The organism is Actinomycetota bacterium (assembly GCA_030774015.1).
Classification (GTDB): domain Bacteria; phylum Actinomycetota; class UBA4738; order UBA4738; family JACQTL01; genus JALYLZ01.
In genome coordinates this window covers 1-21,100 of record JALYLZ010000179.1, presented here as the reverse complement: position 1 = coordinate 21,100, position 21,100 = coordinate 1, and the positions used below count along the sequence as shown (strand labels likewise).

The following is a 21,100-nucleotide window of genomic DNA, read 5'->3' as shown; positions in this document are numbered from 1 at the left end:
GGCGCCGGCGCCGGCGCCAGTGACCGGACACCGATACGAGCAACCGGACCACTCGCCCGAAGACGCCTTCGTCGAGCCGCCCAGATAGATCAGGTTCGCGTTGTTCGGATCCACCGCGATGGCCAGGTCGTAGGAGCCCTGGAAGCCGATCGCCGCCGTACCGACGAGGTCCGCGGGGTGGCCGGTGACCTGCCTCCACGTGTTGTCGGAGGTGTCGAGCCGCCAGACCCCCAGGATCGAGTAGTCGGTGTTCGTGGTCACCGCCGCGTAGACGACGCCGGGGTCCTCGGGGCGTATGCCCAGTGCCACACGGCCCACGGTGGCGGGAAAGCCCGTGCCAACCTGCGTCCAGGTGTTGCCGTCGGTCGAGGAAAAGACGGGGCCGAACCAGTTGGCCGCGTAGAACGTCGTCGTGCCACCCGCACGGGCGACGACCACGCTCGGGACCCACGTGGTGAGACCGCCCAGGGCCTTCTGAGCCCAGACGAAGCCACCCGCCCCGTCGGGCTCCCTCCGGTAGACGCCTCGCCGGGTCCCCGCGACGACGCGGGCTGGATTGCCGGGATCCACGGCCAGCGCGTAGAACGCGCTGCCGGCGAGCGGGGCGCTCGCCGCAGTGACCGGCTCCGTCGACCAGTTCACCCCACCGTCGGTCGAGACGACCGGACCGACCCCGAAGTACGCCCCCTCATCGCCATCGCCCGTGCCGAGGAAGATCCGGTCGGAGTCGGTGGGGTCGATGGCGATCGCGCCACAAGAGAGAGAATCCGACGCAGTGTTCGTCGGGTCGAGGTCCCACGCCTCCATCAGCGAACGCCAGCTCCCGCCGGCGTCGTCGGAACGCCACACACCCCCATTGGAGGTCGCGGCGTACACCGGGTTGCCTCCCGTGCCGACCGCGAATCCCAGGACCCGCCCGCTGACGGGAGGCCTCGTCCCGCCCTGGCCCTGGCGCACCGCCGACGGTCCGATGGGGATCCAATTGTTGGCGGGGGGTGGCACCGGTGGCTGCGGCGGTTCGGCGCCGGGCTGCGAATCGATCTCCGCTCTCGTCTCGGGCGGACGTCGTTTCCGCCCACCCCCGGCTCCGCCCCGCTTGCGCGGTTGGTCGAGTTGCTCTCGCTGGCGTTCCCGGTACTCGGAGACGAGGGCGCGCCGGAAGCCGGGCGAGGGCCTCGCCGGCCGGGACGGCTCGGATCGCAGGGCCTTCCGCGCCCTCGGGCTCGGCGGAGCTTCCTCCTCGATCGCCTCCTCGTCGTCCTCCGGCCCGCGGGGGCGAAGGGGCGTGAGGCGTTCGTCGAGGAAGTCTTTCTTGCGTCGCTCCGGCCCGCCCTCGGGCTCCGGGGCGCTGTTCGGGTTCCGTCCGGCCTTCCGGGGCCTCCGCGGCTGCTCGGGATCGGACACGTCCTCTACACCTCCCGCTGGAGCTGCCGGCGCGCGGAGAGGGCTCCCAGCAGCCGGTCATAGGCCCAGCCGAGCCCGAACCAGACCGGCAGGAAGGCCATGAACTCGAGCGCGAAGCTGTGGAATTCGAAGAAGGCATTCGCAACCAGGACCGCGCCCACGAGCGGAGGTCCATCAGTCTCCAGCACCTGGCGCATGGAGTGCATCGATCGTAGGGACATCGACCCCCCTTTCCTCGACAGTGAGCGGCCAGGACCCTCCCATGCGGTCGTCACCGTCTCGTCACGGCCACGTCACCGGCGTCGAGGAGGGCACGGAACGGCAGCAGTAGGAGCGTGGATGCTCCGGGCCGGCCCGCCTCGCTCAGAGCCCGAGCACTTCGGGCGGCGGGTCCACGACCTCCTCGAAGAGATCCACCCGGCCGGCGCAGCAACAACAGTAGCAATAGCACATGGTCGCGCCGAGCGGTCCGACCTTGAAGGAGTACACCTTCCCGGCCGGGATGAACATCCAGTCACCCGCTGTCAGCTCCTGGCCTTCGTACAGAATGGAGCCCGACGCGATGAAGCGTATCCCGTCCCCTTCATCGTGGGAGTGCTCCGGTACCTCGACGTTCGGCTCACCGACAGAGATGAACAGCTGCGACGCCCGCTCGAGGTAGACGGGAAGCTGCCATTTCGTGAACCCTCCCGGAATGGCGGTGACAAGAAGGAGTTCCTGCGCTCTCCGAACGTCTTGATCCCTCGATGTGAGGACCCGTCGAGTATCCAAACCGGCCTTCTCGCCAGCCTTGCGTATCCGAGCCAGACCTTCCTCGAAGCTCACTTGATTTGGATCGAATTGCCTCAATTCTGATGCCATCTCTCCCTCCTCTCTCCGGCCGGCCGCGTCGAGAGACCTTCCGGTCCGCGAACGATCAGCAATTTGACGCAGGGTAGAGCCCCCCCGTCACCACAGCGTCACGGTTTCGTTCCCAGCCCGCTGAGGTGGACGTATGGACTCTGCCCAAACCCTCCGAGGAGCCAACACACCGATGGCCCTCACCACTAGGCTCCGCGTCAGAGGAGGTGGCTGCCGATCCCAGCCGGGCGGTACCGGGCTTTCTGCCCACCACGTTCGGGTTCGGGTTCGCCAACGACTTCCCGCACGTGCCGGTGCGTCGCATCGGCATCCCCGGCGTGGTGAGCTTGCCGATCGGCGACGCCTCGAACGGGCTGTGCGGCGGCATGGCGTTCGCCGCCCGCGACTACTTCGAGGCTGGCCGGCAGCCGCCCCAGGACATCACCGCTCCGGGCCAGGGGCCGCTTTTCGACTACCTGGTGGACCGGCTCTTCGACAGCTTCCACCTGCCGTGGGGGCCAGCGCGGTACCTCGAGCTCATGAATCCGGCGCTTCCCGATGGCGAGACCGTATGGAGCCGGCTCGGCCTCGTGCCACGTAGCCGGGGTTGGCGGATGGCGAACCAGGAGTGGCCGGCCGTCCGGGCCGAGATCGACGGCGGCCACCCATCGGCGCTCGGGCTGGTGAAGGTCAAGTCGGCGAATCCCTTCGACCTGAAGGAGGACCACCAGGTCCTCGCGTACGGCTACGACGTGACGGCGGGCGTCCTGACCCTCGACCTGTACGACCCCAACTGGCCGGGCCGCAACGACGTCACGCTGTCGCTGGACCTGGCCCACGCGACCCGTGGGGCGCCGGTCACGAGCTTCCCGCCCGGCGACACCGTGTACGCGTTCTTCCGGGTTCCGTACACGCCGAAGATGCCGCCCCCGTAGCGGCGGCCCGACACCCGCGACCGTGTGGACCTCTGGCTAGTGGACCTGGCCCCGGATCTCCCCGTTCGGGAAGTCGGCCGAGTGCACGTTCACGTAGGTCCGCCGGGCGTCCATGGCTCGAAGCACGCTGGCCAGATCCCCCGCCGCGATGCCCTGGGCCGGGACGGCCTGGATGTCGGCCGAGGTGATCGTCCCCGACACCGACCCCGAGCTGGGACAGGCCGGCTTCCCTCCTCCGCCGCACAGGAACGCGACCACGCCCCCGGCCACGCCCTTCTGGGCGAAGTGGAGATGGGCGGCGGCGGGCGCGCTGGTGAAGCCGGAGTACGTGAGCGTGTAGCTGATGCTCGAGCGGTCCGAGCTCACCACCGCGGAGAACGACCCGGTCGCCGCGGAGTTGACCGCCGGGACCTCCTTGTATCCGTTCAGCGTGGCCTGAAAGCTCTGGCCTTCCTGATCGGCCAGGGCCGCGGCGCTGAAGATGGCCACGACCACCAGCGGCACCGCGATCACGATGACCTTCCAATGACGCATGACTCCCTCCTTCCTTTCGGACGTTCGGACGTTCGGACGTTGGGACGTTGGGCGTTGGGCGTTGGGCCCGAAGCGAGGTTGCCACACTCGGTCCGCGAGCGCGCATCCGACGGCCGGCCTCCGGCCGATCAGGGAGCGAGGCGCTCGATCCGCCAGGTCCCGTCCGGCCGCCGGGTGTACCGCAACCGGTCGTGGAGCCGGCTCTCGCGGTGCTGCCAGAACTCGATGGCCTCCGGCTCCAGCCGCAGGCCGCCCCAGGACGGGGGCAGCGGCACGTCCCCTCCATCGAGCTCGGCGGCGAGCCGCTCGTACTCCTCCTCCAGCGCCGCTCGACTCTCGATCACCCGGCTCTGCCGGGAGGCCAACGCGGCCATCTGGCTCTCGCGGGGCCGAGTCCGCCAGTAGGCCTTCGACTCCTCCTGCGGGAGCCTCACCACGGGCCCGGTGGCCCGGACCTGGCGTCCCGGCCGGTTCCAGAAGAACGCGAGCGCCGCTCGGGGGTTCTCCTCGAGCTCGCGGCCCTTCCGGCTCTCGTAGTTGGTGAAGAACACGAACCCGTGCCGGTCCACGCCCTTCAACAAGACGAAGCGGACGGAGGGCACGCCGTCCGCGGTGGCGGTGGCGAGCGCCATCGCGTCCGCCCGGGGATCCGAAGCCGCCTCCCGGTACCACCGGGCGAACTGCTCGAACGGATCGGGGGCGACGTCCTCCTCGCGAAGCACCATCCTCAGAAAGGTTGTCGGTCGCCCCCACGGTCGGCGGGGGCGTTCACCCGCACAATAGGAGGCTCATGCGGGAGTTGCCACCGGTTCGCACGCTCGTGGTCAAGGTCGGCTCGTCCAGCCTGGCCACACCCCGGGGCCGCCTGTCACAGGCCCGGCTGGCCAAGGTGGTCCGGGAGCTGGTGGGGGTCCGGTCGGGGCGGCACGTCGCGCTGGTGTCCTCCGGGGCCATCGCCTCGGGATGGCCGGCCCTGGGCATTTCCGGCCGTCCGAGGGACATGCCGGGGCTCCAGGCGGCCGCCGCGATCGGGCAGGGACGGCTGCTGGCCGCGTACGCGCAGGCGTTCGCCGCCCATCGCCTGACCGTGGGCCAGGTGCTGCTGACCCAGGACGACTTCCTGCGGCGGCAGCACTTCGTGAACGCCCGGAACACCATCGAGCGCCTGTTCCGGGCGGGCGTGGTGCCGGTGGTCAACGAGAACGACACCGTGGCCACCGAGGAGATCCGCTTCGGGGACAACGACCGGCTGGCCGCGCTGGTGGCGGTGATGATCGGGGCCGATCTGCTGGTGCTGCTGTCGGACGTCGGCGGGATCTACACGCACGACCCCCGTCGCGGCGGGGCGCGGCTGCTCCGGCGGCTGGACGGGTCCGAGGCCATCTCCGCCACCGGTCCGCACCGGGGTTCCGGTGGCATGGCCAGCAAGCTGGAAGCGGCCCGCATCGCCAGCACGGCCGGCGTGCCCGTCGTCGTCGCCGGCGCCATGGCCACCGGCGTGCTGGGACGGATCCTGTCGGGCGCCGAGGTCGGGACCTACGTCGCGCCCCGGGGCCGGCGGGTCCGGGGCAAGAAGACGTGGATCGGGTTCGCGGTGGGGGCGGCGGGCCGGGTGGTGGTGGACGCGGGGGCCGAGCGCGCCCTGGTCCAGCGGGGGGCCAGCCTGCTGCCGCGAGGGGTGATCGGGGTGGAGGGCTCCTTCGGCGCCGACGATCCCGTCGACGTGGCCGACCAGAACGGGCGGGCCTTCGCCCGCGGTATCTCGGCGTACTCGGCCGAGGACCTCCGGACCCTGGTCGGGAGGCAGGGAGCACCGTACGATGGCGCTTCCGTTTCGGAACGCCCGGTGATCCACCGGGACGAGCTGGTGGTGATGGAACCGTGGGAGAGCTAGGGACACCGGGAACACCGGCCGGGCTGGGTGCCCTGGAGCCACTGGCGGGGCCGGCCCGCCGCGCCGCCGCCGCGCTGGCCTCCATGCCATCGGGGGTGAAGGACCGGGCGCTGGCCGCCATGGCCGACGCACTGGTGGCTCGCTCCGAGGAGATCGTGGCGGCGAACCGCGAGGACCTCGATCGGGCCAGGCAGGAGGACCGCCCGTCAGCCGTGGTCGACCGGCTGGCCATGGACGAGGCTCGCATCGGGGCCACGGCGGGCGGGGTGCGCCAGGTCATCGCGCTGAAAGACCCGGTGGGCCAGGTCATCGAGGGCTGGACGCTGCCCAACGGCCTCCGCGTGGAGAAGGTCCGCGTGCCGCTCGGCGTGGTCGGCGTGATCTACGAGGGCCGGCCGAACGTCACGGTGGACGCGGGAGTCCTGGCGGTGAAGGCAGGGAACGCGGTGCTGCTCCGGGGGTCCCGGACCGCCGAACGGACCAACGCGGTGCTGGCCCGGATCATGCAGGAGGCCGGCGAGCGGGAGGGCCTGCCGGCGGGCTCGCTCCAGGCCGTCCCCCCCACCCGGGAGAGCGCCACGGACCTGATGCGGGCCCGGGGCCTGGTCGACCTGCTGATCCCTCGGGGCGGCGCCGACCTCATCGACACCGTGGTCCGGGAGTCGCTGGTCCCGGTCATCGAGACGGGCGTGGGGAACTGCCACGTGTACGTGGACAGGGGCGCCGACCTCGAGAAAGCCCTGGCCATCCTGGTGAACGCGAAGGTCCAGCGGCCCTCGGTGTGCAACGCGGCCGAGACGTTCCTGGTCCACGCGGACGTGGCAGCCGCGTTCGTGCCGAAGGCGCTCGCGGCGCTGTCCGAGCACGGCGTGACGGTGAGGGGCGACGAGCGGATCCGGTCCTACGCCGCGACGGACGAGGTGGAGCCGGCCACGGACGACGACTTCCGGGCGGAGTTCCTGGACCTGGTCATCGCGGCCGGCGTGGTGGACTCGCTGGAGGCGGCCATCGACCACATCAACGCCTACGGCACGAAGCACACCGACGCCATCGTGACCGAGGACTACGAGGCGGCCCGGCGGTTCGTGCAGGGAGTGGACGCCGCCGCGGTGATGGTGAACGCGTCGACGCGGTTCACCGACGGCGCGGAGTTCGGCATGGGGGCCGAGATCGGCATCTCCACGCAGAAGCTGCATGCGCGGGGGCCCATGGCCCTGCCCGAGCTCACCACCTACAAGTTCGTGGTGTACGGATCGGGCCAGGTCCGAACGTAGGCTGCGGGTGGCCGGCCGGCGCGTCGCGTCGCTGATCCTGGCCGGGATGGCCCTGAGCGCGTGTTCCTCCGGTCAGCCGACATCGCCCGGCCTGACCGCCTCGATCTCGTCCGCATCGGGCCCGTCGCCGACGGCGTCGTTCGACACCGCGACGGTGGGCCAGGTCACCCTCTACATCTGCGGCACCTGCGAGGAAGCCGCGGACCGGCTCGGGCTGGACCTGCATTCCGACGTGGTCGACGTCACGCGCCACATCGACGCCCAGCTGTCGCTGCCCACCGCGTACGTGGACATCGCGGACAACCCGAAGGGCGCGATTCCCGGCGTCGGCGTGGGCGGGGTCTCCCTGGGCACCCGGGTATCCATCTTCCTCGACCCCCAGTTCCCGAACTTCCGCCAGACCGTGTTCCTGTGGCTGCCCAGGACCCTGGCGCACGAGCTGGACGAGACCAAGCGCCGGGACGCCCTGGCTGAGGGCTCGAGGCTCCGCGACCACCTGGTCACGGACGGGATTGCCGACACGTTCTCCGTGCAGACCTTCCCGCAGGGGCCCCCGAACCCGTGGGACGAGGCGCTGACCCCGGAGCAGGAACGACAGGCGTGGACCATGGCCAGGCCGCACCTGGACGATGTCCTGGACGACCACGGGTTCGCGCACTGGTTCTTCGGCGGCGGCGCCATCCCCCATTGGGCGGGGTACACTATCGGGTTCCACGTGATCGCGAGCTACCTGGCCCTGCACCCGGGGATCACCGCTGTCGACCTCACGACTATGGATGCCAGGAAGATCCTCGCCGGCAGCGGGTACCGGCCGTAACCGGGCTCACCCGAGCGGCTCGACCTCGTCGCCCACCCGGACGATGCCGGGCTCCTCGACGTTCGCGTAGACGCCGAACGGCAGCTCCTTGCGGTCGCGGTCGTACCGGTAGGACTTGATGGTCCCCAGCGTGTCGAAGTCCGGGAGCCCCGTGTCCGGATCCAGTGTCGTGATCACGCACCGTGGATCGCGGCGGATGACTCGGATGATCGCGCCACCCACCTGGACCTCGCGGCCCACCCAGGAGTCCTCCTCGTGGGGCTCGCATCCGTCGACCTCGATGAGCATCCGGAACCGGCGGGCGTCCACCAAGGCCGACGCGTCCCCGTCGCCGTCCCCGTCGCCGACGCCGTCGCCGTCGGCCCTACCGGCCTGCCGCGCCAGCTCCTCCACCGAGGCCGTGGACACGAGCGACGCGGCGTGGGAGTCGTTCCCGTCGCCGGGACGCTCCGTCATCATCAGGCGGACCGGGGCCCCGACGTACCCGGACAGGGCAGCCGAGAACGGGCCGGCCACCTCCCGCCCCTCCACCGGGCGACCCCAGAACACCGTGGTGCGGACCTCGCCGTGGGGCTCGGCCGGACCGGACACCTCGGCGCCGTCCGGGAACAACAACGTAAGCCAGCCTTGCTCGGGCTCCCACCGCGAGCGGATGGCCAGGAGCGGGCCGTGCCGGTTCGCGCCCAGCAGCCGGCCGCTCCGGTTGATCGCGTAGAAGCGGCGGTTCTCGGCCACACCGAACCCCTCCAGCATGACCTGGTCAGGGTGGATCAGGGCGGTCGACTTCACCGGCGTGATGGACAGGCGTGAGACCGTGCGGACCATGCCCAAGATGGTACCCGTGCACCCGGTGCCCGCAGCCGGTGCCGGTACCGGTGCCGATTCGTCTCCTGCGGCACGTGGCCCACGAGGGCCGCGTTCTCAGCCTCTGAAGTTGTAGCAGCACACCCCGTCGATCTCGAGCGGGACGTTGTCCGCCTCGGCCTGGGCGTTGGTGGTCGCGCCCTGCTGGTGCGAGGAGGCGAAGGCGTACCCGCCGACCTCCTCGAGCAGGCTCCCCGACGCCGGACTCCCCACGTCGGCCACGTTCACGGTCACGGTGACCGTGCAGGGGGTGCTCACGGACGGAGTGGCGGGGCAGGTCACGGCCCCGGTCTCCGCGGTGCCGCCCAGGCCCGGCTCCGGGTAGGTGATGACGTGCGGGAAGCACGCGCTCACCGAGCACAGGTCCACGCTCTGGGCCGCTCCCGCGTAGAACGTCTGGTTGTCCAACGCGTCGTTCTGGAACCCGGCGTAGTAGATCGTGTTGCCCATCTGCCACCGGGTGATGTAGTGGAGGAACTGGGTCCCGGCGATGGCGGCCGCCGTGCCCGCGGGATCGCTGAGGTCCACGACCTTCATGCTGACCGTGAGGGTGCTGCCGCCCCGGGGCAGGCTCACCTGGCTTCGCAGGATGTCCATTCCCGGCACGTTCGTCCCTCCGATGACCGGATACAGGGCGTCGCCGCTCGAGTCGGACAGCCCGCTGGTCGGGGCGCTGGAGCCTCCCGACACGAGCGACCCCAACAGGCCCGGGCCTCCGTTCTGGCGCGCGATGGTGATGACGCCGGCGCCGCCGTGGTCGACGATCTGGGTGCCGCCCGGGTCGAACCCCGGCTGGATGAGCCCGTTGGAGGTGTCGTCGTACACGATCTCGGCCGCGCCGGTCTTGTCCACGGTGACGGCGAAGAAGTCGGCCAGGTTCCGGTTTCCCTGCTGGGTGATGCACCCCGTCCCGGCCAGGCAGATGTCGTTGTAGTGCATGGGGTGGGGGGACGCCTTGACCTGGGTCACCTGGGGTGAGGCCCCGGTCACCGCGCCGTTCCTGTCCACCGGGTACACCACCTGGGACATGTACACGTCCCAGGCCTGCCCGGACTGGCTGCTGGGGTCGACCTGCTGGTCCGACCCGTACCACACGACGTCGGCCCGGCCGGCGCCACCCGCCTTCACCCACGGGAACACCGACACCATGGACGGCGGCGAGCTCACCTGGGTGGGCGGCGACCAGTTCGTCCAGCCGCTCTTCGCGCTGGCCACGCTGACGTAGGCCTGGCGCAGGCTGGGGTCGTCGCTCATCCCGACCCACGCGACGTAGAGGTTGCGGGCCTGGTCCATGGACGTGACCACGAAGTTGGCGGCCTCACCCGTCGTGTTGGCCTGGTTGTCGGCAACCTGGATCAGGCTGTGGACGTTGTTCGGCGGCGCGTCCAGGAACGTCAGGTTGCCGGAGGCGTCCGGCGTTCCGATGTTCAGCAGGACCTTCGGGCCGGAGAACGCCGCCTGGAAGACCTTGCCGGTGACCTGGTCGATCGAGGGATACCCGTCGGCGCCGAACGGCGCGTAGCCGGTGACGGTCCCCGGCCCACCGTTCGTCGCGTTCACGAAGTCGAGGCCGGGGCCGCCGGGGGACGAGTCGTTGTCAGCGTTGCTCTTGGTCCACTCCGCCCCGAACAGCACATCGTTGTATTCCATGTAGATCAGAGGCTTGGGCCCGGTGTACACGGAGCGGTTGGGGGTACCGGGCGGCGGATCGTAGACCGCCAGCCACTGCCGGTCGGCCCCGGGGATCCCGCTGCAACCGGCCGGGTAGATGCTCTGCGCCACGGTGGCGCCTCCGTCCGAGGTGGTCGCCGTGCGCAAGCAGAGCAACGCGTACAGGTCCGAGAAGTACTGCTTGCCCGTGTGGTCGAAGGCGATGTCGGTGTCGCCGCCGCCGGGCGGGTCCTCGATCCCGGCGATCGCGCTGGGCGGCGGGCCCGGCGAGATCACCCGGAAGGTCTTCCCGCCGTCCACGGACCCGAACCACGTGCTGCGCTGGGTCCCGGTCCCGGTGGGGCCACTCACGAACACCCGGCCCTGCGGGTCGATCGCGATGTCCGGCTCGCCGTTGGTGCGGATCGGGTCCACCACCGTTGGCACCCCGAACGTGATGGACGTGGACGCGGCGCCGGCACGACCGGACGGCCCGGCCTGGCCGGCCCGATCAGGCCCAGGCCGACCAGGAGCACCACCGCGACGGCGCTGGACAGGACGGGCGCGAACCGGCCCCGAAGGCGACTGGACATTCCCTCTCCCCCTTCACTTCGACGGGCTGGGAGGCCGGTCCCGTGGCCTCCCCTGGCTCACTCGAGGAAGCGAGCGGACGGTCCCTACCCGCCTGTTGACCTGCCCAAACGTACGGCCGGCGGCCTTCCAGCGCGCGGGGTCGCGGCGCTACAGTGCTGGCCGACATGGAGTTCCTGTCCGTCCGGAACCTCGACGAAGCCCTGGAGGCCAAGGCCGCCACGCCGGAGGCGGTGCCGATCGCCGGGGGAACCGATCTCATGGTCGAGCTGAACTTCGACCGGCAGCGGCCGGAGGCCCTGCTCGACGTGTCCCGCGTGCCCGAGCTGGCCAGGTGGCGCCGAGAGAACGGATCGGTGTTCCTCGGGGCCGGTGTGACCTACACGCGGATCATGCGGGAGCTGCCGGACCTGGTCGCGCTGGTGCAGGCGTCGCGGACGGTGGGCTCCCCCCAGATCCGCAACCGGGCCACGGTGGGAGGGAACCTGGGGACCGCATCTCCCGCAGGTGATGCATTGCCGGTGCTGGCCGTCTACGACGCCGAGGTCGTCCTGGCGTCGGGTTCGGGGACCCGCGCCCTCCCCTGGGACGAGTTCCTGACCGGCCCGAAGCAGACCGCCCTTCGGCCCGACGAGCTCATCGTGGGGGCCCGCTGGAAGACGGTCCGCGGGCCGGGGTCGTTCTCCAAGATCGGGACACGGAACGCCATGGTGATCTCGGTGGCCGGCCTGTGCCTCCAGCTGGACGAGGACCGGCGGGGGGTCCGCGTGGCGCTGGGGTCGGTGGGGCCGACGGTGCTCCGGGCCCCCGACGCCGAAGGGCTCGCCGCCGCCGAGATGGAGCGGGCCGGGACATGGGACGACCCCGCGGCGCCCCTGTCCTCGGGTTTCTTCGAGGAGTTCGGGGAGCGGGTCGCGGCCGACGCTCGCCCCATCGACGACGTGCGGGGCAGCGCGGCGTACCGGCACCACGCCTGCGCGGTGCTGGCCCGCCGGGCGCTGTCGTGGGCCCTGGCCGACCGGCGAGACAGGGCGTGAGGCGCTGATGCGGGTGCGGGCTCGGGTCAACGGGGAGTGGCAGGAGGCCGACGTGTGGCCCGGGTCCAGCCTCCTGGCGATGCTGCGCGACGAGCTCGCGCTTCCCGGGTCGAAGAACGCCTGCGAGCAGGGCGAATGCGGCTCGTGCTCCGTGTGGCTGGACGGCGAGCTGGTGTGTTCCTGCCTGGTCCTGGCGGGGCAGGCGGAGGGACGGGAGGTCAGGACGATCGAGGGGCTGGCCGCCGGTGACGAGCTGAGCCCGGTGCAGGAGGCGTTCGTGGAGGCCGGTGCCGTGCAGTGCGGGTTCTGCACGCCTGGACTGGTGGTGGCGGTGACCGACCTGCTGGAGCAGGACACCTCGCCCGACGACCTCACCATCCGGGAGGCCCTGTCCGGGAACCTGTGCCGCTGCACCGGCTACGAGAAGATCCTGGACGCCGTTCGCCTGGCGGCGTCGCGCGTGGGGGGGATGGGGTGAGCTCCGGGGTCCTGGAACGCGTCCGCGTTCGCGGCGGCGTCGGCGAGAGCGTGCGCCGGGTCGACGGGGTCCCCAAGGTCAAGGGACAGTTCGACTACGGCTCGGACCTGTGGGCCGATGACATGCTGTGGGGCCACACCGTGCGCAGCCCGCACCCGCACGCCCGCATCGTCCGGATCGACCTCTCCCAGGCGGTGGCGTCGCCCGGCGTTCACGCGGTCCTGCTGGCCGACGACGTGCCCGGCCGGCGGACGTACGGCCTGGACTTCCCGGACCAGCCCGTGCTGGCATGGGAACGGGTTCGGTACCAGGGCGAGCCGGTGGCGGTGGTGGCGGCAGAGACCGCCGAGCTGGCTCGCCGGGCCGCCGCCCGGGTGGAGGTCGAGTACGAGCCGCTCCCGGCGGTGACCGACATGGAGGAGGCACTGGGCGCGGACGCCCCGGTCCTCCACGCCTACGGCTTCGGGAACGTGCTCCGCCACGTCCGGATCGAGCACGGCGACCCCGGGGCCGAGGCCGACGTGTGGGTGCAGGGCTACTACGAGACGGGGATGCAGGACCAGGCGCCGCTCGGGCCCGAGTCCGGCCTGGCCATCCCGGCGGAGGACGGCGGCGTCGACCTGTACGTCTCCACCCAGTGGCTGCACGTGGACCGGCAGCAGCTCGCGCCGTGCCTGGGGCTGCCGGAGGAGAAGACCCGGCTGCACCTGGCCGGGGTGGGTGGCGCGTTCGGGGCCCGGGAGGACGTGAGCATCCAGATCCACGCGTGCATGCTGGCCCTGCACACCGGCCGGCCGGTGAAGATGAGCTACGGGCGCGAGGAGTCGTTCTTCGGCCACGTCCACCGGCACCCGTTCCGCATCTGGCTCCGCACCGGCGCCACTCGCGACGGCAGGCTGGTGAACGTGTACGCGCGCCTGCTGGCCGACGGGGGCGCGTACGTGTCGTCGTCCACCGCCGTCATCGGGAACGCGTCGACGTTCGCGGTGGGGCCGTACGAGACGCCGAACGCGCTGATCGAGGGGACTTGCGTGTTCACGAACAACCCTCCGTGCGGGGCCATGCGCGGGTTCGGCGCCGTGCAGGCGTGCTTCGCCCACGAGGCCCAGATGGACCGGCTGGCCGCGGAGCTTGGTATGGACCCGATGGAGATCCGTCTGGTGAACGCGCTGCATACGGGCTCGGTGCTGCCGACCGGACAGGAGATCCGGGGGACGGCGCCGGTCCGGGAGCTCCTGGAGCGGCTGCGCGCGATGCCGATGCCGCGCATCGAACCGGCGAAGGGACGCGACCCACTGCGGCTTCCCGGTGGGGTGGGCAACGTCGGCCGGGGGGAGGGCCTCCGGCGGGGCGTGGGATACGCCGCGGGCTACAAGAACCTCGGGTACAGCGAGGGTTTCGACGACTCCGCCGAGGCTCGGGTCACGCTGTTCCTCGGTCCCGGCGGGCCCGTGGCCGAGGTCCACACGGCCGCGGCCGACGTGGGGCAGGGCGTCCACACCGTCGTGACGCAGGTCGCGCGGACCGAGCTGGGCGTCGACCGCGTGGCGCTGCACCCGAGCGACACGCTGGTCGGCTCGGCGGGTTCCACGTCGGCCTCCCGCCAGACCGTCATGGCCGGCGGGGCGGTGCAGTTGGCGTGCCAGGCCGTCCGCGAGGAGCTCGACCGGCGGGGCGCCGAACGGCCGGGTGCCACGATGGAGGAGCTGCTCGACGAGCCGATCTCCGCCACTCGCGTGTACCACCACCGAACGACCGAACCGATGGACGAGCGAGGGCAGGGCGACGTGCACGTCTCGTTCACGTTCGCCGCGGAGCGGGCGGTGGTGGAGGTCGACCTGGAACTCGGCCTGGTGCGAACCGTCCACGTCGCCGCGGTCCAGGACTGCGGCGTCGCCATCAACCCGCAGTCGGTGGAGGGCCAGATCGAGGGCGGCACCGCGCAGGGGTTGGGGCTGGCCCTGATGGAGGAGATCCAGCTCCAGGACGGGAAGATCCGCAACGCCTCGTTCACCGACTACCTGATCCCGACCATCCTGGACATGCCCCCGGTGGAGACGGAGCTGTACGAGGAACCGGAACCGGGGCTTCCGTACGGGGCCAAAGGGGTCGGGGAGCCGTCGGCCATGGTGGCGACGGCCGCCGTGGTCGCGGCCCTGCGCCACGCCACCGGGCGCGAGCTGAACCGGGTCCCGGTGCGTCCGGACGACCTGGTGGGCCTGGCCCCTCCCCGCCCCTGGCGGGACCCCCCGCCCTCGCCCGACGTCCCCGGGCCCAAGCCGACTCCGGAATACGCGGGCCTGCGGCGGGACGAGCCGCACTAGGTCGGCGCACTGGCGTCAGCGGGTCTGCAGTTCGTCGACGCCGAGCCCGGTCGCTCCCAGGACCTCGTCCTCGGTGACGGCGCCGCAGTCGACGGCCCTTCGGACCCGGGCCAGGAGCGCCCTCACCGTGGCAGGCTCGTCCAGCACGCCGCCGGGGGCGGGCACTTCCTCCCGCCAGGCCCGGAGCCGCTCGAAGGTCTGGTCCATCCCGTCCAGAAGGAAACCGTACACGGTCGCGTAGCGGCTGGGGAGCTGCGCCGGGTGCAGGTCCCATCCCTGGTGGAAGCCGTGCCGGAGCGAATGGCCCACGTGGCCGGCGTGAAGCTGCCACGCCCGCACCACTTGGTCGCGGTCCTCGCCGGCCGGGATCACGTTCGTGGAACCGTCGGAGAGACGCACGCCCGTCCCCGCCAGCGCCACCTGCATCACGTGGCGGGCGAAGTCGCATGCCGGGTGGTCGAGCCGCTGCTCCGACGGCGGCAGTCCGAGCGCCGCGGTGTAGTCGTAGACGCCGAAGTGGGCCCCCGCCAGGCGGCCCTCGGCCGCCTCGAAGATGGCTCGCAGGGCGACCCGGCCGTGGCGGTCGATCACCGATTCGGGCGTCTCCACCTGGACCTCGAACAGGAGCACGCCCGGTTCCAGACCCAGCGCCTGTTCCAGAGCCGCCAGCACACGGACGAAGGCCGCCACGTGCTCGGTCGCCACCACCTTCGGGAACGTCACCACGAACCCGCCCGGCAGCTGAGGCCCTCCCTCGAGCAGCGTGGACAGGAACACGTCGAGCGTCCGGACGCTCCGCTCGTGCCGCCCGTCGGCGAAGGACTTCACCCGCAGCCCCAGGAACGGCGGCGCGGCGGCCCCCCGCATCAGCGCGATCACGGTCGCGGCCGCCCTCGCCGCGTCGCGATCCTCCTCGTCGTCGGGGCGAACGCCGTAGCCGTCCTCGAAGTCGACGCGGAGGTCCTCGACGGGCTCCCGCCGCAGCTTCTCCGCGACCCGCGGGCGGACCGCCGAGGCGAGCGCTGCCGGCACGCCGAACGCTTCGGGGAACGACGCGTCGTCCGGCGCGTGGGTGTCGAGGAGGCGAAGGGCCTCTGCCCCGTACGCGGCGACCGTGGTGGCCCGGAACCGGTCCGCCGGCACGTACACGGTGTGGACCGGTTGCCGCCCGCCGGGGTCGCCTGGGTACGCCCGGTCGTGCTCCCGGAGTCCCTCGCCGACCGCGGCGAACACGTCGTGGAGGGAATCAGGCTCGAGGGAGCGGCTCGCTCCGCGTGTCGGGTCGGGGGAGCCGCTCACTCCGCGGGTCGGGTCACGGTTCCCTCGATGAGCCCGTACGGCCGGTCCGGCGCAGAGAACACCGCGTTCGGGTTGTCCAGGCCGCACGGCGAGAGGTCCACCGGGATGTAGTGCAGGTTCGGCAACGAAAAGTGGATCTGCTCGATGTCCGGGCACGCCCCGAGGACCGCCTCGCCCATGGCGTACATGGTGTGCTGTACCGACTGGCTCTCGTCGTGCAGTGCGAAAGCTTCCACCATGGCCCGGCGGGCCCCCGCCGCCACCTTCGGATAATCGATGCCGGCCGGCCCGTATCGCCACGTGGCCGTGACGGAGGTCGCCATGATGCGGTCGTCGGTCTCGCGCAGGGTCGTGTAGCGGTCCACGATGAACCCGGAGAAGGCCGAACCGGTCGTCTTGGCCAGGTGGAGGTCGACCACACCACCGCTCACCTCCGGGTGGTCGGGCGCGGACCGGGTCCTGGCCACCGTGGCCTTTCGGCGGTGCTCCGCACGGATGAACCCGTGCGGATGCGGCGTCCCGTCCACCAGGATCCGGTTCCAGGGCTGCTCGACCAGCGCGACGTCCGCCCGGGTGGCCGCCGGCGACGCGTCCAGCAGGTACTCGGTGAGCCGCAGGCCGAAGGCCTCGATCGGCTCGTCCAGATGCTCGCGCGCCAGCGCGTAGACCGAGGCCCGCATGGTGTCCGTGGGCAGGATGGCCGCGTTGTCCCCTCCGGCGTGGGCGGCCTCGAAGTCACCCTCCAGCCGGAGGTCCACGGTCCGGTCGAAGAACTCGTGGCGGTCGCCGTGGCGGGCCACCGTCGCCACCCGCACGCCCACCTTCCCGTAGCGGTTCGGTCCCAGCTGCGCGGGCACGTCAGGACCCTCGATACGTCGAGTAGCCGAAGGGACTGAGCAGCAGCGGCACGTGGTAGTGCTGGGCCGGGTGCGCCACCCGGAACGTCACGACGGCTTCCGGGTAGAAGGCGGCGGTGCCGGTCTCGTCGAAATACCCGCCGGTGTCGAAGGTGAGCCGGTAGGTTCCCGTCTCCAGGCCCTGGTCGTCGGGCAGCAGGTCCCGGAGGCGGCCGTCGCCGTCCGTGGCGCCGGCCCCGAGCAGCCGCCATCCATCCTCTTCCTTGATCTCCAGGGCCACGCCGACCCCTTCCGCGGGCCGCCCCGACGCGAGGTCCAGCACGTGGGTGGTGATCGAGCTCACCCGCCGCTCCCCGGCGGCCGCACCAGCTTCTCCAGCCGAAGCCGCGTGATGGCCCGCTGCTCCTCGGCGGCGACCCGGAGCTCCGTGTCGGGGTCGTTCGCCATACGTTCGTGGAGCGCCTCCAGCATGCCCTGCGCGGACTTGCCGGTCGCGTTGACCAGGAACACGTGCCCGAACCGCTCCTCGTACCGGCGGTTCCCCTCCTCGAGCGCCGAGAGGACCTCGACCGGCGCGTTCGCGGTGGATTCCTGCTCGGCGCGCGACCACCCCTCGGCCGAACGCTCGCCGACACGGGGGTGCGCGGCGAACGCCTTCAGCCAGTCGTCGGGACCGAGGGCGTTCCATTCCCGGTCGGCCGCGGCCAGCACATCGTCGAAGGACGCGTACGGCCGGCCGGCGGCGATCCTCTGTGCCCATGCGTTCGAGCCGCAACACCGAAGCAGCTCCGCCTCGCACCGCGCGGCGGGCTCGGCGTTCAGCCACCGGGTTCCCCACTGCCGCCAGCCGCGGTCCGTGACCCGGCCATGCACGCGGAGCCGGGCCACACCCCCGTCCGGATGGATGTTCAGGCGGACGTGGGTGGCGGGTCCTCCCGCTCCCGAGACGTCGGACAGATGCCTGGCGTGCGGCCGGAGCCTGGCCGACGGAAGCACCTCGAACCACTCGGCGCTCTCGACGCTGCGGTCACCCGACGCCACGCACGCCTCGACGGAGCAGGTGTCCGGGTGGTTTCCCTTGTAGTTCGTGGTGTCGACCTCGACGCGATCGATGTCCGCCTCGGCGGCCAGCCGGACGATGGCCCAGTCGTGGCCCGGCCCTCGCCGCCGCCGGGTCTCCCAGCCGTCCGACATGTCCCGGGCATCGCCCACCGTGGTGAGGTTGTGGGGCGAGGCGAAGAAGGTGTCGCTGGCTCCGATCACCAGCCCGCCGTTGGCGATGAGGGCCAGGTCGGCCTCACCGGCCCGGCTCACCAGCCGGCGAAGGTCGGGCAGCGGCTCACCGTGGACCCGCAGCCGGGCCACGCCGCCGTCCGGATGGATGTTCAGGCGCAGGTGCGTCACCTGCCCGCCCCCGTCGATGGCGAACTCGTTTCGGGCGTCGCCCTCCAGCGGCGTCTCCGCCAGCAGGCTCTGCCACGGGGCATCATGGTCGAACGCGCTGTCGTCGTCGTCCGCCACCAGCCCCTCGAGGGAGCACCGGTCCGGGAAGTTGCCGCGGAAGAAGCTCGTGTCCACCACGACGCCGCGGACGATCCCCGGCACACCGAGCCGGACGACGCACCAGTCGTGGCCGGGCTCGCGGCGCCGCCGCGTCTCCCAGCCATCCATCTCCTTCCCCCGGTCGGTGTAGCGATGGGGATCGAAGGTGGGCGGCTCCGGCGCGATGAGGTTCTCCTTGGGGGCGAAGAACTCGTCGTTCGCCGCCAGGACCATCCCGCCCAGGCGCCGAGCGGCCAGGTCGGGGAGCTCGGTGATGTCGCTCATGCCGACCCTCGCTCTAGAAACCGGCCTGTGGGCGCCGACGCGAACCGTCCCTCCCGGTACACCTCCACGCCGCGAAGGTACGTGGCGACGACGGCCCCGTCCAGCGCCATCCCGGCGTACGGCGTCACCCGGTGTCGGTGCTCGAGCGCATCCGGCTCGACCACCCACCGCCGATCCGGGTCGAACAGGACCAGGTCCGCATCGAGGCCGGCTGCAATGCTTCCCTTTTGCATCAAGCCGCAAATGCGAGCCGTTGCAACTGCCATCCATTGCACTTGCGCCTCGATGGAGATACCACGCCGGCGTGCGGAAGACCACACCACCGGCAACCCGAGCTGAAGGGAGGCGATACCGCCCCACGCCCGGAGGAAGTCGCCGGTGTCCGGGCGCTTCAGCTCCGGCGGGCACGGGGAGTGATCCGAGACCACCGCGTCCAGGGCCCGGTCGCGCAGTCCCTCCCACAGGCGATCCTGGTTCGACCGAACCCGGATGGGCGGCGCGCACTTGTACACCGTCGCACCGGCCGGCACGTCCTCGGCGGCGAAGGTGAGGTAGTGCGGGCAGGTCTCCGCGGTGAGCGACACGCCGCCTGCCCGGGCGTCACGGAGGACGTCCAGGGCCTCCGCGGACGATACGTGCAGCACGTGGGCCCGGCATCCGGTGGTCCGGCTCGCCTCCGCCATCAACCGAACCGCCTCCACCTCGGCCTCCGGCGGCCGGGACCGCAGGTACGTTGCGAACGCTCGAGGATCCGATCCCGACAGCTCCCTCGCGGCGGCGTCGATCGGGCCGGGCAGTTCGGCGTGGACCAGCAACAGCGCTCCCATCGAGGCCAGCTCGGCCATCGCGTCCCGCAGCGACGCCGCATCCAGGGGCGGGAACTCCTCCACGCCCGAGGGGACCAGAAAGCACTTGAAGCCGAACACGCCGGAGTCGTGAAGGGCCCGCAGCGACCCCATGTTCCCCGGCACGGCTCCGCCCCAGAACCCCACGTCCACGAAGCACTTCCCGGCCGCAGCGGCCCGCTTCGACTCCAGCGCCGCCACGGAGGTGGTGGGAGGGATGGAGTTGAGCGGCATGTCGACGATGGTGGTCACGCCGCCGGCGGCTGCGGCTCGGGTGGCCGTCTCGAAGCCCTCCCATTCCGTGCGGCCGGGTTCGTTGACGTGGACGTGCGTGTCGACCAGCCCGGGAAGGACCAGCAGCTCGCCCGCGTCCACCAGCTCCTTCGGTGACCCGACCTCGTCGAACGAGGCCACGCGTTGGATCGTTCCGCCGACGACGTGGATCGACGCCGGGCGAACTCCCTCCGGGGTGACCACCTGCTCGCCGCGCACCACCAGGTCTGGCGCTGCCACGGCGTGCATCTTCGCCGATACTGCACCGCGTGGCGGCCACCCCAGAGAGAAACCCGCGAACGGTGTTGCGGGGCGCGCGCTGGCCCGGGGACGTGGCCATGCGCGACGGATGGATCGAGTCGGTGGGCGACGTCGCGCCGGAGCCCGGCGACCGGGTGATCCGCTGCGAAGGCGACCTCCTCACCGCCGGCCTGGTGAACACCCACCATCACCTCTACCAGTGGATGACCCGGGGCCGGGCGGTGGGGTGCAATCTGTTCGGCTGGCTCACCGAGCTGTATCCGGTGTGGGCGCGGCTCACCGTGGAGGACGTCCTCGCGGCCGCCCGGGTGGGCCTGGCCGAGCTGGCCCTGACCGGCTGCACCACGACGGCCGACCACCACTACATCGTCCCGCGGGGCGACGACTCGGTGTTCGATGCCATCGCCGACGCGGCTCGCAGCGTCGGCATCCGCGCGCACATCGCCCGAGGGTCCATGGACCTCGGGGAGTCGAAGGGCGGGGTGCCCCCCGACGACGTCGTGGAGGACCTCGACGCGATCATGGCCTCCACGGAACGCGTGATCGCCGAGCTCCACGACGGCGAGCGGATCGTCGTCACGGTCGCACCGTGCAGCCCCTTCACGGTCTCGCCCGAGTTGATGCGGGAATCGGCGGGGCTGGCCCGCCGGCACGGCCTTCGCCTGCACACCCACCTGGCGGAGACACGTGAGGAACAGGAGGACTCCGTGGCCCGGTTCGGGCGCCGGCCCGTGGAACTGCTGGACGAGCTGGGGTGGATCGAACCGGACGTGTGGGTGGCCCACGGCGTCCACTTCGACGACGTAGAGGTGCGGCGGCTCGGCCGGACCCGGACCGGCGTGGCCCACTGCCCCTCCAGCAACGCCCGGCTGGCCGCCGGGATGTGCCGGGTGACCGACCTCGAGGCGGCGGGCGCGAAGGTCGGCCTGGGTGTGGACGGCTCAGCGTCGAACGAGGTCGGCGGGCTGTTCCCGGAGCTCCGCCAGGCCCTGTACACGGCCCGCCAGCGCACCGGGAGGGCGGACGCGTTCATGCCGGAGGACTCGTTGCGTCTGGCCACGGCCGGCGGCGCCGCGTGCCTGGGTCGCGACGACGT

General features: G+C 71.6%; 20 protein-coding genes. 8 read left to right on the top strand and 12 right to left on the bottom strand.

From position 1 onward, the window contains the following. From M3Q23_17815 to M3Q23_17805, 3 genes are all read right to left on the bottom strand, one after another. A partial coding sequence (locus M3Q23_17815; GenBank protein ID MDP9343907.1) for a hypothetical protein occupies positions 1-1,404 on the bottom strand: 1,404 nt, incomplete at its 3' end. A gap of 5 nt (positions 1,405-1,409) precedes the next feature. Further along, a complete protein-coding gene (locus M3Q23_17810; protein ID MDP9343906.1) occupies positions 1,410-1,625 on the bottom strand; it encodes a hypothetical protein in 216 nt (71 codons plus the stop codon). A 142-nt stretch (positions 1,626-1,767) separates the two neighbouring features. Next, the gene (locus M3Q23_17805) at positions 1,768-2,229 is read right to left on the bottom strand and encodes a hypothetical protein (GenBank protein MDP9343905.1); all 462 of its coding nucleotides are present in this window, start codon (positions 2,227-2,229) and stop codon (positions 1,768-1,770) included. A 242-nt stretch (positions 2,230-2,471) separates the two neighbouring features. Here M3Q23_17805 and M3Q23_17800 point away from each other — a divergent pair, with 242 nt between their 5' ends. Beyond that, entirely contained in the window at positions 2,472-3,179 is a 708-nt protein-coding gene (locus tag M3Q23_17800) for a hypothetical protein (protein MDP9343904.1), read from the top strand. Between the two features lie 36 nt (positions 3,180-3,215). Here M3Q23_17800 and M3Q23_17795 read toward each other — a convergent pair whose 3' ends face one another. Further along, positions 3,216-3,713, bottom strand: a complete 498-nt coding sequence (locus tag M3Q23_17795) for a CHRD domain-containing protein (GenBank protein ID MDP9343903.1) — start codon at positions 3,711-3,713, stop codon at positions 3,216-3,218. Positions 3,714-3,841: 128 nt separating this feature from the next. Then, positions 3,842-4,438: a pyridoxamine 5'-phosphate oxidase gene (pdxH, locus tag M3Q23_17790; GenBank protein MDP9343902.1), complete on the bottom strand. Its 597-nt coding sequence runs from the start codon at positions 4,436-4,438 to the stop codon at positions 3,842-3,844. A gap of 65 nt (positions 4,439-4,503) precedes the next feature. Here pdxH and proB point away from each other — a divergent pair, with 65 nt between their 5' ends. Genes proB through M3Q23_17775 form a run of 3 tightly spaced genes read left to right on the top strand, consistent with a single transcriptional unit; the run spans position 4,504 to position 7,698 of the window. Then, positions 4,504-5,607, top strand: coding sequence for a glutamate 5-kinase (proB, locus tag M3Q23_17785; GenBank protein ID MDP9343901.1), 1,104 nt, complete (start codon positions 4,504-4,506; stop codon positions 5,605-5,607). A 41-nt stretch (positions 5,608-5,648) separates the two neighbouring features. Further along, positions 5,649-6,881, top strand: a complete 1,233-nt coding sequence (locus M3Q23_17780; protein MDP9343900.1) for a glutamate-5-semialdehyde dehydrogenase — start codon at positions 5,649-5,651, stop codon at positions 6,879-6,881. Between the two features lie 7 nt (positions 6,882-6,888). Beyond that, the gene (locus tag M3Q23_17775; protein MDP9343899.1) at positions 6,889-7,698 is read left to right on the top strand and encodes a DUF2268 domain-containing protein; all 810 of its coding nucleotides are present in this window, start codon (positions 6,889-6,891) and stop codon (positions 7,696-7,698) included. A 6-nt stretch (positions 7,699-7,704) separates the two neighbouring features. On the opposite strand, the gene M3Q23_17770 is transcribed toward M3Q23_17775, so the two are convergent. Both M3Q23_17770 and M3Q23_17765 read right to left on the bottom strand, forming a co-directional pair. Then, on the bottom strand, positions 7,705-8,523 hold the full coding sequence (locus M3Q23_17770) for an MOSC domain-containing protein (GenBank protein MDP9343898.1): 819 nt from the start codon (positions 8,521-8,523) through the stop codon (positions 7,705-7,707). 96 nt (positions 8,524-8,619) lie between these two features. Beyond that, positions 8,620-10,650 (bottom strand): hypothetical protein, encoded by a 2,031-nt coding sequence (locus tag M3Q23_17765; GenBank protein ID MDP9343897.1) that lies wholly within the window; start codon positions 10,648-10,650, stop codon positions 8,620-8,622. 320 nt (positions 10,651-10,970) lie between these two features. Between M3Q23_17765 and M3Q23_17760 the strand changes: the two genes are divergently transcribed. From M3Q23_17760 to pucD, 3 genes are read left to right on the top strand one after another with little or no spacing between them, the layout of a single operon-like run. After that, the gene (locus tag M3Q23_17760) at positions 10,971-11,840 is read left to right on the top strand and encodes an FAD binding domain-containing protein (GenBank protein ID MDP9343896.1); all 870 of its coding nucleotides are present in this window, start codon (positions 10,971-10,973) and stop codon (positions 11,838-11,840) included. Positions 11,841-11,847: 7 nt separating this feature from the next. After that, positions 11,848-12,318, top strand: a complete 471-nt coding sequence (locus M3Q23_17755; protein ID MDP9343895.1) for a (2Fe-2S)-binding protein — start codon at positions 11,848-11,850, stop codon at positions 12,316-12,318. Further along, positions 12,315-14,642 (top strand): xanthine dehydrogenase subunit D, encoded by a 2,328-nt coding sequence (gene pucD, locus M3Q23_17750; protein ID MDP9343894.1) that lies wholly within the window; start codon positions 12,315-12,317, stop codon positions 14,640-14,642. The genes M3Q23_17755 and pucD overlap by 4 nt, the downstream gene beginning before the upstream one ends. Positions 14,643-14,657: 15 nt before the next feature. On the opposite strand, the gene M3Q23_17745 is transcribed toward pucD, so the two are convergent. From M3Q23_17745 to allB, 5 genes are all read right to left on the bottom strand, one after another. Next, on the bottom strand, positions 14,658-15,875 hold the full coding sequence (locus tag M3Q23_17745) for an HpcH/HpaI aldolase/citrate lyase family protein (protein ID MDP9343893.1): 1,218 nt from the start codon (positions 15,873-15,875) through the stop codon (positions 14,658-14,660). A gap of 62 nt (positions 15,876-15,937) precedes the next feature. After that, on the bottom strand, positions 15,938-16,798 hold the full coding sequence (pucL, locus tag M3Q23_17740) for a urate oxidase (GenBank protein ID MDP9343892.1): 861 nt from the start codon (positions 16,796-16,798) through the stop codon (positions 15,938-15,940). Between the two features lies 1 nt (position 16,799). Beyond that, positions 16,800-17,141: a hydroxyisourate hydrolase gene (gene uraH, locus M3Q23_17735; protein MDP9343891.1), complete on the bottom strand. Its 342-nt coding sequence runs from the start codon at positions 17,139-17,141 to the stop codon at positions 16,800-16,802. Beyond that, on the bottom strand, positions 17,138-18,625 hold the full coding sequence (gene alc, locus M3Q23_17730) for an allantoicase (protein ID MDP9343890.1): 1,488 nt from the start codon (positions 18,623-18,625) through the stop codon (positions 17,138-17,140). The genes uraH and alc overlap by 4 nt, the downstream gene beginning before the upstream one ends. Continuing rightward, positions 18,622-19,983 (bottom strand): allantoinase AllB, encoded by a 1,362-nt coding sequence (gene allB, locus M3Q23_17725; protein ID MDP9343889.1) that lies wholly within the window; start codon positions 19,981-19,983, stop codon positions 18,622-18,624. The genes alc and allB overlap by 4 nt, the downstream gene beginning before the upstream one ends. Before the next feature lie 98 nt (positions 19,984-20,081). On the opposite strand from allB, the gene M3Q23_17720 reads away from it, so the two are divergent. After that, the coding region (locus M3Q23_17720) for an amidohydrolase family protein (protein ID MDP9343888.1) at positions 20,082-21,100 on the top strand (1,019 nt) is incomplete at its 3' end.

Coding starts and splice junctions, on each gene's coding strand:
- pdxH (MDP9343902.1), bottom strand. CDS start 4,438: ATGGTGCTTCGCGAGGAGGACGTCGCCCCCGATCCGTTCGAGCAGTTC.
- alc (MDP9343890.1), bottom strand. CDS start 18,625: ATGAGCGACATCACCGAGCTCCCCGACCTGGCCGCTCGGCGCCTGGGC.
- M3Q23_17755 (MDP9343895.1), top strand. CDS start 11,848: ATGCGGGTGCGGGCTCGGGTCAACGGGGAGTGGCAGGAGGCCGACGTG.
- M3Q23_17770 (MDP9343898.1), bottom strand. CDS start 8,523: ATGGTCCGCACGGTCTCACGCCTGTCCATCACGCCGGTGAAGTCGACC.
- proB (MDP9343901.1), top strand. CDS start 4,504: ATGCGGGAGTTGCCACCGGTTCGCACGCTCGTGGTCAAGGTCGGCTCG.
- M3Q23_17795 (MDP9343903.1), bottom strand. CDS start 3,713: ATGCGTCATTGGAAGGTCATCGTGATCGCGGTGCCGCTGGTGGTCGTG.
- M3Q23_17810 (MDP9343906.1), bottom strand. CDS start 1,625: ATGTCCCTACGATCGATGCACTCCATGCGCCAGGTGCTGGAGACTGAT.
- M3Q23_17760 (MDP9343896.1), top strand. CDS start 10,971: ATGGAGTTCCTGTCCGTCCGGAACCTCGACGAAGCCCTGGAGGCCAAG.